The sequence below is a fragment of the Sphaerisporangium corydalis genome, from assembly GCF_025506355.1.
Classification (GTDB): domain Bacteria; phylum Actinomycetota; class Actinomycetes; order Streptosporangiales; family Streptosporangiaceae; genus Sphaerisporangium; species Sphaerisporangium corydalis.
Window position 1 is genome coordinate 101816 of sequence record NZ_JANZYP010000005.1, and the last position, 16646, is coordinate 118461.

13 protein-coding genes are annotated in these 16646 nt (G+C 70.7%); 6 read left to right on the forward strand and 7 right to left on the reverse strand.

Translation table 11 applies throughout. The annotated features are described in order from the left end of the window. Positions 1 to 416: 416 nt before the first annotated feature. From NYZ98_RS05620 to NYZ98_RS05630, 3 genes are all read left to right on the forward strand, one after another. The gene (locus NYZ98_RS05620; RefSeq protein WP_262841407.1) at positions 417 to 983 is read left to right on the forward strand and encodes a DUF5753 domain-containing protein; all 567 of its coding nucleotides are present in this window, start codon (positions 417 to 419) and stop codon (positions 981 to 983) included. Then, entirely contained in the window at positions 983 to 1420 is a 438-nt protein-coding gene (locus NYZ98_RS05625; RefSeq protein ID WP_262841408.1) for a DUF397 domain-containing protein, read from the forward strand. The genes NYZ98_RS05620 and NYZ98_RS05625 overlap by 1 nt, the downstream gene beginning before the upstream one ends. A gap of 179 nt (positions 1421 to 1599) precedes the next feature. Continuing rightward, positions 1600 to 2328: a MerR family transcriptional regulator gene (locus tag NYZ98_RS05630; RefSeq protein ID WP_262841410.1), complete on the forward strand. Its 729-nt coding sequence runs from the start codon at positions 1600 to 1602 to the stop codon at positions 2326 to 2328. Positions 2329 to 2484: 156 nt separating this feature from the next. On the opposite strand, the gene NYZ98_RS05635 is transcribed toward NYZ98_RS05630, so the two are convergent. From NYZ98_RS05635 to NYZ98_RS05650, 5 genes are all read right to left on the reverse strand, one after another. After that, positions 2485 to 3096 (reverse strand): methylated-DNA--[protein]-cysteine S-methyltransferase, encoded by a 612-nt coding sequence (locus NYZ98_RS05635; protein ID WP_262841411.1) that lies wholly within the window; start codon positions 3094 to 3096, stop codon positions 2485 to 2487. 105 nt (positions 3097 to 3201) lie between these two features. Further along, positions 3202 to 4929: a DNA-3-methyladenine glycosylase 2 family protein gene (locus NYZ98_RS05640; protein ID WP_262841412.1), complete on the reverse strand. Its 1728-nt coding sequence runs from the start codon at positions 4927 to 4929 to the stop codon at positions 3202 to 3204. Between the two features lie 170 nt (positions 4930 to 5099). Further along, entirely contained in the window at positions 5100 to 6047 is a 948-nt protein-coding gene (locus NYZ98_RS05645) for an NYN domain-containing protein (RefSeq protein WP_262841414.1), read from the reverse strand. Between the two features lie 103 nt (positions 6048 to 6150). After that, positions 6151 to 6354 carry an acyl-CoA carboxylase subunit epsilon gene (locus NYZ98_RS41475; protein ID WP_380706407.1) on the reverse strand — a complete coding sequence of 68 codons (204 nt, stop codon included), beginning with the start codon at positions 6352 to 6354 and terminating at the stop codon, positions 6151 to 6153. A gap of 9 nt (positions 6355 to 6363) precedes the next feature. Further along, positions 6364 to 7962 (reverse strand): acyl-CoA carboxylase subunit beta, encoded by a 1599-nt coding sequence (locus NYZ98_RS05650; protein WP_262841415.1) that lies wholly within the window; start codon positions 7960 to 7962, stop codon positions 6364 to 6366. A gap of 74 nt (positions 7963 to 8036) precedes the next feature. On the opposite strand from NYZ98_RS05650, the gene NYZ98_RS05655 reads away from it, so the two are divergent. The 3 genes from NYZ98_RS05655 to NYZ98_RS05665 all read left to right on the forward strand — a co-directional run bounded on the left by NYZ98_RS05655 (position 8037) and on the right by NYZ98_RS05665 (position 13422). After that, positions 8037 to 8855, forward strand: coding sequence for an ABC transporter ATP-binding protein (locus NYZ98_RS05655; protein ID WP_262841416.1), 819 nt, complete (start codon positions 8037 to 8039; stop codon positions 8853 to 8855). Between the two features lie 49 nt (positions 8856 to 8904). Beyond that, positions 8905 to 10461, forward strand: coding sequence for a hypothetical protein (locus NYZ98_RS05660; RefSeq protein ID WP_262841417.1), 1557 nt, complete (start codon positions 8905 to 8907; stop codon positions 10459 to 10461). A gap of 201 nt (positions 10462 to 10662) precedes the next feature. Then, positions 10663 to 13422 carry a phosphoenolpyruvate carboxylase gene (locus NYZ98_RS05665; protein ID WP_262841418.1) on the forward strand — a complete coding sequence of 920 codons (2760 nt, stop codon included), beginning with the start codon at positions 10663 to 10665 and terminating at the stop codon, positions 13420 to 13422. 9 nt (positions 13423 to 13431) lie between these two features. Here NYZ98_RS05665 and fdhD read toward each other — a convergent pair whose 3' ends face one another. Both fdhD and NYZ98_RS05675 read right to left on the reverse strand, forming a co-directional pair. Next, positions 13432 to 14367 (reverse strand): formate dehydrogenase accessory sulfurtransferase FdhD, encoded by a 936-nt coding sequence (gene fdhD / locus NYZ98_RS05670; RefSeq protein ID WP_262841553.1) that lies wholly within the window; start codon positions 14365 to 14367, stop codon positions 13432 to 13434. Positions 14368 to 14411: 44 nt separating this feature from the next. Continuing rightward, positions 14412 to 16625, reverse strand: a complete 2214-nt coding sequence (locus NYZ98_RS05675) for an FdhF/YdeP family oxidoreductase (protein ID WP_262841419.1) — start codon at positions 16623 to 16625, stop codon at positions 14412 to 14414. Positions 16626 to 16646: the final 21 nt, after the last annotated feature.

The following is a 16646-nucleotide window of genomic DNA, read 5'->3' on the forward strand; positions in this document are numbered from 1 at the left end:
GGCCTGCCGGCCCCTCGCGCTCCCCGGCGCGCGCGGGAGTGCGACGAACATGACGATGACCAGCCATACGAGACGCTAAGGAGAGTGCGGCGAGTCATCGTCGACCGTCTTCCGGAACTCGCGACGACCGGGATCACCCGGCACTGGACAGGTGCGTCAGGGAACGAAGATCCCCTATGTCCGCACCATGTGATCCAGCGAGGCGATCAGACGGGCAAGGCGAACCAGACGGCTTTTCCGGAGCGAGGATGAGCGCTGCGGGTGTGTAGCCGACGCACGCCGCAGTCTCCTCGGGAGAGGGTGACGACGGTGAACAGGCCCCGGCCCCGTTCAAGAGTTCCGATCTCGTTGGCGTCGATGTTGTCGAGACTAAGGCGAGGTAGTGGCTGACGAGGGAGGGCGAACGGCCTGCCGTCATGTACGCAAGCGGTTCGTACTTCGTGCTCGAAGATGACGCATCGGCGATCACTTTCGTGGCGCACAACATACCCGGACTACTGCAGACGCCTGAATACGCACACGCACTGATCGCAGCGACCTTGCTGGATGGTTCAACGGAGGAGGTACGACGACGCGCTGAGGCGCGGATAACACGTCAGCTACTCCTGAGCCGCGACAAGGTCCCAGCGATCACCGTGATCCTCGATGAAGCCATTCTGCGGCGGCACGTCGGTGGAGAATCGGTCGCCCTCGCCCAGCTTGATCGCCTGATCGAACTGTGTGATCATCCAGCGATCACCATCCATGTGATCCCGTTCGGCGTGGGGGGTCATACCGGCCTGGACGGTGAATTCACCATCCTTGACTTTCCTGACGATGAGGGCCCGTCCGTCGCTCACCAGGAGGGACTGTTCGGAGATATCTTCGTTGAGGCACCCGGCGACGTCGCCCGCTATCGCAAGGCTGCTGATGCCGCGTGTCGCGCGTCTCTGGATCCTGAGGAGTCCCTGAGCCTGATCAAGAATGTGCGAAAGGCGATGTGATGACCGACGACCAAGGCTGGATCACCAGTAGCCGGACAGGCAGTGGTCAGCAGTGTGTGCAGATGAAGCCGACTCCGGCGGGGATCGCCTTACGCGATTCCAAGAACCCCTCTGGTACGCGACTGCTGGCGGCCCCGGACGTCTGGCGATTATTTCTGGCGCACGCTCAGAGGGGCTTCTATGATCCGCCGTCTTCCTTGTCCGTACCAATCGGAGACGTAGCGAAGCCCGCACCCGGTGATCTTGATTTGGGGCGTGCGACGTGGCTGGATGATGTTCCCCGTGATGAGGGCCGCGTTCGCCTGTCGGTCGCGTTCGTTGATGGCCATGTAGCGGTGCGTTCTTTACCGTCCATGGAGACTCTTGTTTTCAATCCCGCGGAGTGGCTCGCGTGGCTGTTCGGTGCCAAGGCCGGTGAGTTCGACCATCTCGCATGAGCTACGCCGATGGGTCGGACGTCCATGGACTTCGCCTGGATGCGCTCATGGCCGCTGCGCCGTCCGGGCTCGTCTGGGATGGGTTGTTCTGAGGGCTTGAACCCGCCGTAGCGGGAGGTCCTAGCGTTGTGGGTGTGATCGGGAGAGACGATGCGGGGCGCCGGTGGAGTATCGGTGAGGTGGCGCAGGCGAGCGGGGTTACCGTGCGCACGCTGCGGCACTACGACGAGATCGGCCTGTTGCGCGCGAGTGAACGTACCGCGTCGGAGCACCGTCGCTACACCGAGCGCGATCTGCGGCGGCTGTACCGGGTGCGTGCCCTGAGGGCGCTCGGGTTGTCGCTGGAGGAGATCGCGAGCGTGCTCGCCGACTCCACGGACGACCTCGCGGCCATGCGCGGCCTTCTGACCGCCCAGTTGCGCGGGCTGGAGGAACACGCCGCCCACATCGAGCAGCTCACGCGCCAGATTCGCGGGCTGCTGGGACAGATCGACAGCGGCTCGATGCCCGATCCAGACCGGTTCATGACTACCTTGGAGATGATCGCCGTGTTCGAGAACTCATTCACCACAGAGCAGCAGGAGCAGCTGGCCCAGCGCAGGACCGAACTCGGCCCGGAAGCCGTCGAGGCGGCCAAGACCGAGTGGAGCGGACTCGTCGAGGAGCTCCTGCGGCACGTACAGGACGGCGCCCCCGTGACCGACCCCAGGGTGCAGGCCCTGGTCGGGCGCTGGGACGCGGTGGGGAGCCGGTTCCACGGCGCCGGCGCCGGCGGCGAGCAGACCAAGGCCGCGGCGCAGCGCATGTGGCAGGAGAACAGCGAGGAGATCGGCCGCAGCCTGCCCTGGCCCGTCGACCGTATGCGCGACCTGGTCACCTACCTGGAACGCGCCCGCCAGTCCCGATAGTCGTCCACGTGGTGCAGGAGCCCGCTGGGCGGGCTCCTGTCGTCGTGGTCAGCGTGCGTTCTCGGCAGGAGCCCGGGCTGGGCAGGTTCCTGCCGTCGTGGTCAGCGTGCGTTCTCGTGCAGGAGCCCGGGCTGGGGCGGGCTCCTGTCGTGTCGGTCAGCGTGCGTTCTCGTGGGTGAGGAGCCATTCCTTGACCGGGGTGCCGTAGTAGTAGCCGCCGAAGCCGCCCGTCGAGGGGAGGACGCGGTGGCAGGGGACGAACGGGGCGACGAGGTTCTGGGCGCAGGCCGTTCCGGCGGCGCGTGCGGCCGTTCTCGGCAGGCCGGCTCGTTCGGCGAGCTGGGCGTAGCTGACGGTCGTGCCTGCGGGGACGGTGCGCAGGGCCGCCAGCAGCCGCTGCCTGGTGGGCGTCCCGGGCTGGTCCACCTCGATCGTGTCCAGGGCGAACAGGTCGCCGTCCAGGTAGTCGCGTACCGCCTGGGCGGGCTTGCCGAGGTCCTCGACGGTTCGCAGGGGGAGCGCCTTGAGGTTCGCGGGCAGGCGGGCGTACATCTCGCCGGTGTCGGCGGTGAATCCGGCCGCGACGAGCACGATCCCGTGGACCAGAAGCGCCAGCGGACCGGTCGGGGTGGACAGGACCTGCGCGTCGATCGTCGTGGGGAGGGCCTGGGCGGTGGTCGTCGTGGGGAGGGCCTGGGTGGCGGTCGGGGTGGGCGGGAGCTCAGTGGGGGGTGTGGTGACGAGGTTGGTGGTGGTAGTGGTGTTCATGGCGGTTCGGGGTGATCGCTTGGCTTGTGCCAGGGGTCGGCCCCCTCGCTCCTTCCAGATGGTGTGAGTGTGGGGCCGGCGCCTTCGTCGGGTCGGCCTTCGGGTTCATTCGGCTGGTGTGGTGGTTTCCGAGTTCCACAGGTGGAGGGCGGCGTAGGCGCGCCAGGGGCGCCAGCGGTCGACGTCGTCCTCGTGGATGTCGAGTGCCTTCATGGCCCGGCGGAGGCCGAGGTCGCCGCCCGGCCAGGCGTCGGGGTCGTGGAGCGCCCGCATGACGATGTAGCCGGTGGTCCATGGGCCGATGCCGGGAATGTCCAGGAGGTGGCAGGCGGTCTCGGCCGGGTCGGCGCCGCTGTCGAGGTGGAGCTCGCCGGAGGCCACCTTCTCGGCGAGGACCCGGATCGTCGTGATGCGCCGCCCGGTGAGCCCGAGCCCGGACAGGTCCGCCTCCGCCAGCCGCTCCGCCGTTGGGAACAGCAGCCATGGTGCGCCGTCGTCGCGACCTTCCTGGTCACGCGCGTCGCCTCCGGTGGCGGGGGTGCCGGCGTGCAGGGGTGTCGGCCCTTCCGGGCCGGAGGGGGTGGCGGGGGTTCCGGAGGTGGTGGCGGGGGTTGCAGAAGGGGTGGCGGGGGTTCCGGCGCGGGTGGTGATGCGGCCGAGCAGGGTGCGGGCGCCGGCGACGGAGACCTGCTGGCCGACCACGGCGCGGATCGCCAGCTCGAAGCCGTCGAAGGCGCCGGGTACCCGCAGGCCCGGATGGCGTTCGACCAGGGGCCGCAGGGCGGTGGCGCTCAGCGCGCCGGCGATGGCCTCGGGGTCGGAGTCGAGGTCGAGCAGGCGGCGGCACCGGGCGACGATCCTCGCCAGGTTGCGGGTGTCGTCGAGGGTCACCGACAGCTTGACGTGCCCGGCCGCGGGGGTCAGCGTGATGTGACCTCCTGGTACGGCCCGCCGGTATCCGGCCGGGCTCACCTGCTCCAGGCCGGGGATGGCACGGGCGGCCAGGAAACCGAGCAGGCTCGCCGCGTCGTACGGCGGCCGGTAGGTCAGCCGCAGGGTCAGCGTCGCCGGCTCTCCTTGGCCGAGGCCGCCGTCCGCGGGGGCACCCGGCCGGGCGAGCGGGCCCGTGGACGTGCGCGGGCTGGGGAGCGGGCCCGTGGACGTGTGCGGGCTGGCGAGTGGGCCCGTAGATGTGCGCGGGCTGGGGAGCGGGCCCTTAGACGTGCGCGAGCTGGCGAGTGGGCGCGAGGAGGTGAGGGGGCCGGCGGAGGTGCGGAGGTCGCTGGGGGCGAAGCCGTAGGCCTCCTTCATGGTGGCGTTGAACTGCCGCACGCTGCCGAACCCGGCCGCGAACGCGACGTCGGTGATCGGCAGCGGCGTCTCGGTCAGTAGCTGCTTGGCGAGCAGCAGCCGCCGGGTCCTCGCCACCGCCAGGGGACCCGCGCCGAGCTGGGCGGTGAACAGCCGCAGCAGGTGGCGCTCGGTCACGTGCAGGCGGTCGGCCAGCCCAGCGACGCCGTACTCGTCGGCCACCCCGTCGTCGATCATCCGGAGTGCCCGGCCGACCACGTCGGCGGCGACGTCCCAGCCGGGATCCCCGGGACTGAGCTCGGGGCGGCACCGGCGGCACGGCCGGAAACCCGCCGCCTCGGCGGCGGCCGCGTGGCGGTAGAAGCGGACGTTCTGCCGGGCCGGCGTGCGGGCGGGGCAGATGGGGCGGCAGTAGATGCCGGTCGAGGTGACGGCCGTGTAGAACCGCCCGTCGAACCGCAGGTCCCGGGAGCTGGCGGCCCGGTAACAGGAGTCGAAGTCGAGGGTCTGGTGTGGAGTCACACGTACGACGTTATGCCCTGCTCAGCTCGCGCCACTAGCGGGAATCGGACCTCGCCGTGGGAGGCGCCGCGCGGTCTCCCGACGATGGTCGAGAGGCTGGAGACCAGCCCCGGAGAGGATGATCGTGCCGGGTCCTGGAGAGGTTCGCCCCGATTCGGAGGGGGTGGGTGTCACTTGGTGGAGATGCCGACGCCTAGGTCGAATTCGCGGTAGACGCGGGCCCAGAAGCCGTCGCGGAGCCAGACGCGGGCCTCGGGGTAGGGGCGCAGGGAGTGGCCCAGTTCCTTTTCGGCCTCGATCAGCAGTTCGGTGTCGATGACCGTCGGCAGGAGCGGGCCCGGGAGCAGGTCGCGGATGTTGTCGCGGCCGCGGGTCAGTATCCACTTCTGCGCGACGTGCTCGCCGACCTCCTCGACCCTCGGACGGCTCGGTCCCAGCTTGGTGACCTGCCCGGGGTGCTTGACGGCCGGTTTGGCGTTGAGCGAGGTGCGCCCGGCGAACACCTGGGCGGGCGAGGGAGGGGCGGGCGCGGCGGCGGCCACGACCTGGGCGGCCCGGTTGAAGTAGGGGCGCAGGAAGTCGGAGCCCAGCTCCTCGACCGTGTCGGACTCCCAGACGAGACGTTCGGCTTGATTCGTTCCATAGGGAGGCTCGACGCCCCACAGGTGGATGCGCACGCCGAATGTCTGGGCGGCCTCGACGGCGGGGACCATGTCCTCGTCGCCGGCGATCAGCACGGTGTCGCTCACCGCGTGGTGGCGCGCGAGGGCTTCGAGGTCGCTCCGGATCTGCGCGTCGACGCCCTTCTGCTGCCCTCGGGCGTTGAGGTTGCCGAGGCGCACCTTGACCCACGGGAGCTGCGCGATCACCCGCTGGTCCACGGTGGGCACCCGGTCGCGCGCGGCGTCGTACCAGTAGACGCGCAGCAGCTCACCGGGGATGCGTTCCATGGCGTGCTTCTTGAGCGCCTGGATCAGCTCGTCGGCGGCGACGCGATATTCCTTGCGCTCCTTGGCACCCAGGATGACCTCGCCCGCCGCGGCGTAGAGATACCCCACGTCCACGAGAACGGCGTATTTCGCCGCCACTGGATGCGGTGTGAGGTCCGGGATTGCCATGCTCTCCTCCAGGCCTCGGTCCTAGGCGATGATCGGCTGACTATATTCCCCCATTTCTAGATAGTCCCAACTCTTAGCGCGCTTGACACCCACTTCCAAAGATCTAATGGGGCTGTGAGCTCGCTCGCCAGGCCCCCGGACCCGTGGGGAACGCCCTTCTCATCTGATGTGCTGGGTTACGCCACGTATCCCGGTTTCGGGCGGTTTTGGCGGGGGTTGTCGCCCTTGTCGCGACAGCGATGACGAGCGCGGCGACCTCCTCCGGAGTGGCGGCGCCGTGAATGATCCTCAGATAGGGCTGGTCCATGGACGCCTCCTACAGCGGGATGTTGCCGTGCTTCTTGGGCGGCAGGCTCTGGCGCTTGTTCCGCAGCACCCGCAGCGCCCTGACGATCTGGATCCGGGTGTCCGACGGCCTGATGACCGCGTCGACGTACCCGCGCTCGGCCGCGAGGTAGGGGTTGGCGAGCGTGTCCTCGTAATCGGTGATCAGCCGGGCCCGTTCGGCCTCGGGATCACCCGCAGTCGCAAGCTCGCGCCGGTACAGGATGTTGACCGCGCCCTGGGCGCCCATGACCGCGATCTGCGCCGTCGGCCACGCCAGATTGATGTCGGCGCCGAGGTGCTTGGAGCCCATGACGTCGTACGCGCCGCCGTACGCCTTGCGGGTGATCACCGTGACCAGCGGGACGGTCGCCTCGGCGTACGCGTAGAGCAGCTTGGCGCCGCGCCGGATGATCCCATTCCATTCCTGGTCGGTACCCGGGAGGAAGCCGGGCACGTCCACGAATGTCAGGACCGGAATATTAAAGGCATCACAGGTGCGGACGAATCGCGCGGCCTTTTCGGAGGCGGCGATGTCGAGCGTGCCGGCGAAGCTCATCGGCTGGTTGGCCACCACTCCCACCGAACGCCCCTCCACCCTGCCGAAGCCGACGACGATGTTCGGCGCGAACCCCGCGTGGATCTCCAGGAATTCACCGTCGTCCAGGACGTGCTCGATCACCTGGTGCATGTCGTACGGCTGGTTCGCCGAGTCGGGGATGAGAGTGTCCAGCTCGCGGTCGGCGTCGTTGACCGCCATGTCGGCCGGCGAGTCGAACGCCGGGGCGTCGTCCATGTTGTTGGACGGCAGGTACGACAGGATCGCCCTGGCGAACTCCAGGCAGTCGGCCTCGTCCACCGCCTCGTAGTGCGCGACGCCCGACTTGGAGTTGTGGGTGTGCGCGCCGCCGAGCTCCTCGAACGTCACCTCCTCGCCGGTGACCGTCTTGATGACGTCGGGCCCGGTGATGAACATGTGCGACTTCTCCCGCACCATGAGCACGAAGTCGGTGAGCGCGGGGGAGTACACGGCCCCGCCTGCGCACGGCCCCATGATGAGCGAGATCTGCGGGATGACGCCGGAGGCGTGCACGTTCCGCTTGAAGATCTCCGCGTACAGGCCGAGCGAGACGACGCCCTCCTGGATGCGCGCGCCGCCGGAGTCGTTGATGCCGACGACCGGGCAGCCGGTCTTCAGGGCGTGGTCCATGACCTTGACGATCTTCTCGCCGAAGACCTCGCCGAGCGAGCCGCCGAAGACCGTGAAGTCCTGCGCGAACACCGCGACCGGACGGCCCGCGACCGTGCCGTAGCCGGTCACGACGCCGTCGCCGTACGGACGCTCGGCCTCCATGCCGAAGCTGGACGAGCGGTGGCGGGCCAGCTCGTCGAACTCGACGAACGACTCCTCGTCGAGGAAGGCGACCAGCCGCTCGCGGGCGGTCATCTTGCCCCGGGCGTGTTGCTTCTCCACCGCGCGCGAGGGGCCCGCGTGGGCGGCCTCGTCCAGGCGCCGCTCCAGGTCAGCGATCTTTCCCGCCGTGGTGTGGAGATCGATGCCCTCGACGTGCGGGACGGGCTCAGCGCTCATTCCCGTAGGGTAGCCCGCCGGTTCCATCTCCGGTCACCCGGAACCGGTATAGCGGCCGCCATTAGAGTGATGACATGACCGATTTCGCCGGCGGGCCCGGCTCGGCCGCCTCAGCGGGCTCCGCCGGCCACCCCGAAGCGGTCCGCACGCGGGGCCTGTACAAGAGGTTCGGGCAGCAGGTGGCGGTCGGCGGGGTCGACCTCGTGGTGCCCCTCGGCAGCTTCGCCGGGCTCGTCGGGCCGAACGGCGCCGGCAAGACGACCACCCTCAGCATGATCACCGGGCTGCTGATGCCCGACGGGGGGTCGGTCGAGGTCGGCGGGATCGACGTGTGGCGCGACCCGGTCGCGGTCAAGGCGCACGTCGGCGTCCTCCCTGAGGGGCTGCGGCTCTTCGAGCGGCTGTCGGGGCGCGAGCTGCTCTCCTACAACGGCCAGATCCGGGGCATCCCCAAGGAAGAGGTCACGCGCCGCGCCGAGGAGCTGCTGCGCGTCATGGACCTCGCCGACTCGGCGGACAAACTGGTCGTCGACTACTCCACGGGCATGCGGAAGAAGATCGCCCTGGCCGCCGCGCTCCTGCACAACCCGAAGGTCCTGTTCCTGGACGAGCCCTTCGAGGGCGTCGACCCGGTCAGCGCCAACACGCTGGTGGAGGTGCTGCGGCGCTACACCGCCTCCGGGTCGACCGTCGTGTTCTCCAGCCATGTGATGGAGCTGGTCGAGCGGCTCTGCGACTGGGTGTCGGTGATGAACCACGGCCACATCGTCGCCCAGGGCACCCTCGCCGAGGTACGCGGCGACCACACGCTCAACGACGCCCTGCTCCACCTGGTCGGCGCGCGCGGCAACGGCGAGGAGGGCCTGTCGTGGCTCGGCTCCTCGTCCGCCTGACCGAAGGGGCCCGCGTGGCCCGCGACCGTCTATGCGTGAGGGGATCGTCGTGGCCTGGCTCTTCGTCCGCCTGAAGTTGCGCCTGATCGCCGGCAACCTGCGCGGCGACACCATGCGCCAGGTCGGCTTCGTCTTCACGTTGATCGCGGCGGTCTCCGTCGCGCTGGGCGGGCTGCTGCTGATGAGCCTGCTGCGGCTCGCCCCCGCCGACCTGGCGCTCGACGCCGGCATGGTGCTGTTCACCGTCCTGACCCTGATCTGGGTGATCGGCCCGCTGCTCGTGTTCGGCGTCGACGAGACGCTCGACCCGGCGCGGCTGACCCTGTTCCCGCTGACCGCCCGGCAGATGGCCGTCGGCATGTTCGCCGCGTCCGCGACCGGTCCGTGGCCGCTGGCCACCCTGTTCTTCCTCGTCGGCGCGGTCGTGGGCCTGTCCAGGAGCGTGACCGGCCTGCTGATCGGGCTGGTGGCCGCCGTGCTGCAGGCCGCGTTCTGCCTCGTCGCCTCGCGGGCCGTCACCACCGCCCTGTCCCGGCTGCTGCGCACCCGCAGGGGCCGCGACCTGCTGGCCGTGGGCGTCGTCTTCGTGATCCTGCTCACCCAGGTCCCCAACCTGCTGCTGAACCAGGGCTTCGGCGGGGTCCCCCGGGAGTTCCTGTCCAGCCTGGCCTCGGTGGTGCGGTGGGGTCCGCCGGCGATGGCCGCGCACGCCATCGCGGACGGCGGCCTGTACGGGCTGGCCGAGGTGGCCGCCGTCGCCGCGGCGGTGCTCGTCCTCACCTGGGCGTGGATCGCCGCGCTGCGCAAGGCCATGGTGACCGCCGACTCCTCCACGCAGCTCGGCTCGGTGCGCCGCAGCAGGTTCGACGGCCTGCTGCCCGCCGGCCCGCTCGGCGCCGTCGTCGCCAAGGAGCTGAAGTACCTGCGCCGCGAGCCGCGCGGCCGTATGGGGTGGATGGCGGCCATCGGGTTCGCGGGGATCTTGATGTTCTCCCTGAGCTCAGGGCCCGGAGGGCTGTCGGGATCGGCCCTGGCCGTCGCCCCCGCGTGCATCGGTGCGCTGATGATCGGGCTCCAGGCGGCCAACGCGTTCGGCATCGACGGGCGCGCCCTGTGGATGAACGCCATCGTGTACTCCTCGGCCCGCGACCTGCGCACCGACTTCGCGGGCCGGCACCTGGCGGTCGGCCTGGTCGCGGTCCCGCTGCTCGCTGTGCTGTCGGTGGCCGCCGCGCTGTTCGCCGGGCACCTGCCCTGGGCGCTGCCCGCGCTGCTCAGCTCGACCGGGCTGCTGCTGGTCGCCCTCGGGGTCGGCGCCGTCACCAGCGTGATCCTGCCCTACACCTATCCCGAGCGGATCAACGCGTTCACCAGCGCGGCGCCGGGCCAGGGAGGGGTGGCGTTCGCCGGGTCGTTCGGCGCCATGCTCGGCACGACCGTGCTGGCGCTCCCGCTCGTGCTCCCGGTGTTCCTCGGCCTGTCCTGGATCGCGGTGCTGGGCATCCCGTACGGCCTGGCGGTCTGCTACGGGGGCCGGCGGCTCGCCGCCACCATCGGTTACGCCCGGCTTCCCGACCTCCTCGGCGCCGTCTCCCGGCCGGCGTGAGCCGCCTTCTCAGACCGGCGCGAGGCGCCTGTTCGAACCGGCGCGAGGCGTCTCGCGGCCGGTCGTGAGATACCTTCGGGGCCGGTCGTGAGGGGTCTCCGGGGCCGGTCGTAAGGGGTCTTCCCGCCTGGTCACATTGGTCTAGTCCACTGGGTGAGACCGGTGTCCGATCGGTCGGGCGGACTGGATACCCTTCGTGGTATGGCCGCCACCGCACCTCAGCCGGCAGACCGCACTCCCGCCGAACGCCACAGTGCCGTCACCGAGATGCCCGACGAGCTGCGCGCCGATGTGCGCATGCTGGGCGAGCTGCTCGGCCGGGTCATCGCCGAGGACGGCGGGCCCGACCTGCTGGCCGACGTCGAGCGGCTGCGCAAGGCGGTGATCGCGGCGCGCCGGCACGAGATCTCCGTCGACGAGGTGGCCGCGATGGTCGCCGGCTGGTCGATCGACAGAAGCGTGCAGATCGCCCGGTCCTTCACGTGTTACTTCCATCTGGTCAACCTGGCCGAGGAGCACTTCAGGATCCGCACGCTGCGGTCCAGGGACGCCAACGAGGCGATGCTGCCCGAGTCCCTGGCCCAGGCCGTCAGCGAGCTGAAGCACGACCTCAAGCCGGACGAGCTGACCCGGCTGATCTCCGAGCTGGAGTTCCGCCCGGTGCTCACCGCGCACCCGACGGAGGCCCGCCGCCGCGCGATCGTCACCGCCATCCAGCGCATCAGCGTGCAGCTCGCGGAGTACAACACTCCCGAGCGTGGGGCGCACGAGCGCGAGGAGGCGCACCGCCGCCTGATGGAGGAGATCGACCTGCTGTGGCGCACCGCCCAACTCCGGCACACCAAGCTCGACCCGCTCGACGAGGTCCGCACGGCCATGTCGGCGTTCGACGAGACCCTGTTCCGCACGGTCCCGCGCATCTACCGCTCCCTGGACGCCGCGCTCGCCGAGGGCACCGGCACCCGCGAGCCGCAGGCCAGGGCGTTCATCCGGTACGGGAGCTGGATCGGCGGCGACCGCGACGGCAACCCCAACGTCACCGCGCGGGTCACCCGCGAGGCCGTGCTCATCCAGGCCGAGCACGTCCTGACCGCGCTGGAGAACGCCGCGACCCGCATCGGCCGCACGCTGACCGCGTCCGCCCTGTACGGCCCGCCGAGCGGGGAACTGCGTGCCGCGCTGGCCACGGCGTCCGACGACCACCCGGAACTGATCTCCGAGCTGGGCATGCGGTCGCCGCGCGAGCCGCACCGCCAGTGGCTGCTGTTCCTGGCCGCCAGGATCGCGGCCACCCGCCGCCGCGACCTCGACCTCGCCTACCGCTCGCCCGACGAACTGCTGCGCGACCTGCGAATCTGCCAGAGCTCCCTGGTGTCCACGGGCGCGACCCGCCAGGCGTACGGGGAGATCCAGCACCTCATCTGGCAGGTGGAGACGTTCGGGTTCCACCTCGCCGAGCTGGAGGTCCGCCAGCACTCCCAGGTGCACGCCCAGGCGCTGGCGGAGATCAAGGCGGGCACCCCCTCCGAGCGCACCGAAGAGGTCCTGGCGACCATCCGCATGATCGGCTGGATCCAGGAGCGGTTCGGCGTCACGGCCTGCTCGCGGTACGTCGTGTCCTTCACCCGGTCGGCCGACGACATCGCCGCCGTCTACGAGCTGGCCGAGCACGCCCTCGGCGGCCGGGCGCCCCTGCTCGACGTGGTGCCGCTGTTCGAGTCCGGCGAGGACCTCGCCAACTCGGCCGACGTGCTGACGGGCATGCTGCTCGTGCCCGGCGTCCAGCGGCGCATCGCCGCCAACGGGCGCCGCCTTGAGGTCATGCTCGGCTACTCCGACTCGGCCAAGGAACTCGGCCCGGCCGCCGCCACGCTCAAGCTGTACGACGCGCAGGCCGAGCTGGCCGCCTGGGCGCGGGCCAACGACGTCCGCCTGACGCTCTTCCACGGCCGGGGCGGCGCCCTGGGCCGGGGTGGCGGCCCGGCCAACCGGGCCGTGCTCGCGCAGGCCCCCGGGTCGGTCGCCGGCCGGTTCAAGGTCACCGAGCAGGGCGAGGTCATCTTCGCCAGGTACGGCCACCCCGCCATCGCCCTGCGGCACATCGAGCAGGTGACCAACGCCGTGCTGCTCGCCTCCACGCCCTCGGTCGAGGCCCGCACCGCCGACGCCGCCGCCCGCTACCGGCGGCTGGCCGAGCGGGTGGCCTCCGCCTCCGAGAGCGCCTACCGTTCGCTCACCGAAGCGCCGGGGTTCCCCGAGTGGTTCGGCCTGGTCAGCCCGCTGGAGGAGATCGGCTCGCTGCGCCTCGGCTCCCGCCCGGCCCGCCGCGGCCTCGGCGCGCCGAAGTCCCTGGACGACCTGCGCGCGATCCCCTGGGTGTTCTCCTGGGCCCAGACCCGCGTCAACCTCCCCGGCTGGTACGGCCTCGGCAGCGGCCTCCTCTCCGCCGCCAACACCACCACCCCCGCGGAAGATCCAGCCCCGCAGGACGAAACGGGCACGGCGGCCCAGGTCGAGCCGGGCACGGCGGAGGCGTCGCCGGTGGAGGGGCCTGGGCTCGACGAACTGCGGCGGGCCTACCGCGAGTGGCCGCTGTTCGCCTCGCTGCTTGACAACGCCGAGATGTCCCTGGCCAAGACCGACCGCCAGATCGCGTCCCGCTACCTCGCGCTCGGCGGACGCCAGGACTTCGCCGACCAGGTGCTCGCCGAGTACGACCTGACCCGCAAGCTGGTCCTCGCCATCACCGGGCACTCCCGCCTGCTGGAGAGCAGGCGCGTGCTGTCCCTGGCCGTCCAGCTCCGCGACCCCTACGTCGACGCCCTGTCCCACCTCCAGCTCAGGGCCCTCTCCGCCCTCCGCGCCGAGGAGCACCTCCCCGACGACGAACGCGAGCGCCTCGAAACCCTCCTCCTCCTCAGCGTCAACGGCGTCGCCGCCGGCCTCCAGAACACCGGCTGACCGGCGGCCTCACGGTCGCTGGGAGGCGATCCGGTCGGCGCCCGCGTAGATGTTGAAGCGTTCGCCGCGGAGGAAGCCGATGAGGGTCGTGTCGAATTCTCTGGCGAGGTCGACGGCGAGGGACGAGGGGGCCGAGACGCCGCAGACCATGGGGAGGCCGGCGGTGACGGCCTTCTGCATGATCTCGTAGCTGGTCCTGCCGCTGACCAGGAGGAGGGACGAGCCGAGGGGCAGGCGTCCGGACATCAGGGCCCAGCCGACGAGCTTGTCCACGGCGTTGTGGCGGCCGACGTCCTCGCGCAGGGCGAGCAGGGTGCCGTCCGGGGTGAACAGGCCGGCGGCGTGCAGGCCTCCGGTCTTGCCGAAGATGCCCTGCGCCTTACGCAGCCGGTCCGGCAGCGCGTACAGGACCTCGGCCGGGACCGGCGGGAACGCGCGCGCGAGTGCCTCGTCCGGCTGGCGCGCGGGCGCCTCGTCCGGCGGGGCGGGCGTCTTGTCCGGCGGGGTGGTGGGGAGGCGGGTGCGTAGGGCGTCGAGGCTGGCGGTGCCGCAGACGCCGCAGGCGCTGGATGTCATGAAATGTCGGTGCATGGTGGGGAGGTCGGGGAGGGTCTCGCCGTGCAGCCGTACCGTGACGGTGTTGTAGCGGGCCTCGGGGGGCAGGTCCTCGTCGGTGCAGTAGGCGATGGAGGCGATGTCGTCCGGGCCCACGACGCCCTCCCCCCAGAGGAACCCCGCCGCCAGCTCGAAGTCGGCCCCGGGGGTGCGCATGGTGATCGCCAGGGTCCGGGTCGTGCCGCCGGCGGCGATGCGGATCTCCAGCGGCTCCTCGGTCGCCAGGTCGTCCCGCCGGTCGCGCGCGGCGGCGCCGGACACCTCACGCACCCGCACCCGGGTCGTCGGCCCCGGCCGCACCCGCCCCACGCCCTGTTCGTCCAGGGTCATGGCGGTCTGGGTTGTGGTTGGGGGGTCGGGGACGTGGCGGGTGGTCATGGGGTGGCCTTCCGCAGGGTGACGACGGCGTTGTAGTCGGGGATGCGGGCGTCGGGGGAGCGGCGGCTGACGTCCAGGAGCGTGTTGCCCTCGGGCCAGTGGATCTGCAGGTTGCCCGGGGTCAGCGGCGCCCGCAGCACGCGGCCGGTGAAGTGCCCGGCGGCGCCGGTCAGCTCCACCTCGGCGCCGTCGGGCAGCCCGAGCCGGTCCGCGTCGTAGGGGCTCATCAGCACCGCCTCGCGGGTCGCGCCGTTGAAGCCGTCGCGCCGCTCGTGCACCATGCTGTTGAACTGCTTGCCGCGCCGGGTGGCCACCATGAACGAGCCGTCGGGGCGCTCCAGCGCGGGCGGCTCGACGGCCGAGAAGTGCCCGAGCCCGTCGGCGGTGGGGAAGTGCCCGCCGGGGCACAGGTGCCGCCCGCCGTACTGCACGTTGTCGCCGAACCGGGAGAGCGCGGCGATGCCCGCGTAGAACGGCACGGCGTCCTCGATGTCCTGCCTGATCTGGGGGGTGCCCCCGGGGTAGCGGAGCCGGTCGGCCAGCTCCGGGCGCGTGCGGGCCGCCAGCTCGGTGAAGATCTTCCACTCGGGCCACGCCTCGCCGGCCCGTGGCCCGTCCACCTCCGGGGAGAAGATGACGCGCCGCTCGGTCGAGGTCTCGGTCACCCCGCCGGCCATCTCGTACCGCGTCTGGGCGGGCAGCAGCAGGACGTCGCCCTCGGACTCGACCAGCATCTGGCTGGACAGCACGATGTCGATGTGGACCCGCAGCGACAGCCGGGACAGCGCGTCGCGGCAGTACGCGGGGTCGGGCAGCACCTCCAGGAAGTTGCCGCCGGAGGAGATCAGCACGTCCAGCTCGCGCTCGTGGGCCGCGTCGATCATGTCGGTGGCGGTGAGGCCGGGGGTGACGGGCACCTCGAAGCCCCACTTCTCGCTGAACTTCGCGGCGTTCTCCGGGGTGATCGGCAGGCCGCCGGGGAGGCCGGTGGCGTACGCGCCCATCTCGGCGCCGCCCTGCACCCCGCTGTGCCCGCGGATCGGCATGAGCCCGCAGTTGTCCCGCCCGACGAAGCCCCTGGCCAGCGCGAGGTTGACGATCGAGCGGACGTTCTCCTCGCCGTAGGAGTGCTGGGTGATGCCCATCGACCACACCAGTACCGCCGACTTGGCCTCGCCGAGCAGCTTGGCCAGCTCGTACATGCGCTCCCGCGTGGAGCCGCTGAGCGTCTCCAGCGCCTCCCACGACTGCGCGGCGACCGACCGTCGTACGTCCTCGAAGCCCGAGGTGTGCGCGTCGACGAACTCCTTGTCGACCCAGTCGTTCTCGATGAGGTGCTTGAGCACGCCGTTGAGGAAGCCGATGTCGCCGCCGACGTTCACCCCGAAGAAGTCGTCGGTGATCTTCGTGCCGAACAGGGCGGACTCCATGTTGGACGGCACCCAGTAGCGGTCCATTCCCGGCTCGCGGTAGGCGTTGACCATCGCGATGCGGGTGCCCTCCTTCTTGGCGTGGTACAGGTACTTCATCGCGACCGGCTGGTTGTTCGACGGGTTCGAGCCGATGAAGACGATCAGGTCGGAGCCGATCCAGTCGGTGTAGGAGCAGGTGGTCGCGGCGGCGCCGATGGTCTGCTTGAGCGCGACCGTCGAGGGCGAGTGGCAGATGCGGGCCGCGTTGTCGACGGAGTTGGTGCCGAGCGCCCGCATGGCTTTCTGCGCCGCGAAGTAGTTCTCGTTGGGGACGCCGCGGCTGGTCAGGTAGGCGCCGATCCTGCCGCCGCGCACGTGGGTGGCGGCCAGGGTCAGCGCGTCGTCCCAGCCGACGCGGGTGAAGCCGGGCTCGCCCTGGCGGCGGAGCATGGGGTGCGCCAGCCGGCCGAGGTCGCGTAGCTGCGCGCTCCTGAGCTTGGCGAGCGGCGCCACGTCGGACAGCACCGAATGGTCCAGCGGGGACATGGTGTTCAGCTTGAGCAGGCGCAGGCGGATGTTGCACAGGTGGATCTCGTCCATCGTCCAGTCGCGCATGCCCCGGGTGCCGAGGGCGCAGCCGTCGCAGGTGCCTTGGGTGAGGATGCGCCAGGCGTACCGGCGGTTGCCTTTGACCGACCGGAACGCCTTCCACAGTTCCAGGTAGTTGTTGGGCTTGCGTTCGCCGATGCCGAAGGGCTTCCAGCTCGCCCAGTTCCGAGGGTCCAGACGCTTGCTCACCGGACGTTCACCTGTTCCTTG